This window comes from Klebsiella indica (assembly GCF_005860775.1).
Lineage (GTDB): Bacteria > Pseudomonadota > Gammaproteobacteria > Enterobacterales > Enterobacteriaceae > Klebsiella > Klebsiella indica.
In genome coordinates this window covers 1-830 of record NZ_VCHQ01000061.1, presented here as the reverse complement: position 1 = coordinate 830, position 830 = coordinate 1, and the positions used below count along the sequence as shown (strand labels likewise).

The 830-nt window shown below is 55.1% G+C and carries 2 protein-coding genes; both read right to left on the bottom strand.

All coding sequences use genetic code 11. The features are described from left to right. Positions 1-335: IS66 family insertion sequence element accessory protein TnpB (gene tnpB / locus FE839_RS24400; protein ID WP_138363268.1), on the bottom strand; the 335-nt coding region annotated here is incomplete at its 3' end. Continuing rightward, a complete protein-coding gene (tnpA, locus tag FE839_RS24395) occupies positions 332-748 on the bottom strand; it encodes an IS66-like element accessory protein TnpA (protein WP_138363267.1) in 417 nt (138 codons plus the stop codon). The genes tnpB and tnpA, both read right to left, overlap by 4 nt. Positions 749-830: the final 82 nt, after the last annotated feature.

Genomic DNA, 830 nt, shown 5'->3' with positions numbered 1-830 from the left:
GAGTTAAAGCGGGCTGCTTTTGGCTGACGCCAGTCCAGCTTATCGAGGAGCATGGCGAGTTGTGAGCGGGTAATACCCACCTTTCCGTCGCGAACGGCGGGCCAGAGGAACTGGCCATCTTCCAGTCGTTTGGTGAACAGGCACAGACCGTCTGCATCCGCCCAGAGTATTTTCACCGTATCACCGCGACGCCCGCGGAAGATGAACAGATGGCCGGAGAACGGATTATCATCAAGAACATGCTGGACCAGCTCGCCCAGACCATTGAAGGACTTACGCATATCGGTGACCCCGGCAACCAGCCAGATACGGGCACCTGACGGAAGATTAATCATCCCGGCACTCTCCCGGTAAGCTCACGCAGCAGTACAGCCAGCAACTCTGGTGACGGGTTCTCAAGCGTCATTTTGCCGTAGCGGAACTCAACGCAACAGGAGGAAGCATTCAGCGCCAGGAGCTGACCCGGGTCTGTGTCCGTCACATCTGTTGGTGCTGGATCAGGTATCACCTCGACAGGCAGCATAGTCGGTAATGATGAAGATTCGACTGTGGCCGGAAGACGGCGTGATATACGACCTTCATCCTGCCAGAGCCGTAGCCATTTGAAGATGACGTTATCATTGACGCCGTTTTCGCGGGCAATCTGAGCGACACAGGCCCCGGGACGGGAGGCCAGTTCAACCATGCGAAGCTTGAAGTCATTCGAATAATTTTTACGGGGTTCTTTTCGCCAGGACTGGGATTTCATACTTAGATGTCCGTCTGTAACAGGTGGGCGTCTAAGTTACCAGCACTGGCTTAATGGCTACATACGGCACTGGGTTTACGCC

What these genes read in the sequence shown, in the direction of transcription:
- tnpA (WP_138363267.1), bottom strand. Translation starts at nt 748, where the DNA reads ATGAAATCCCAGTCCTGGCGAAAAGAACCCCGTAAAAATTATTCGAAT.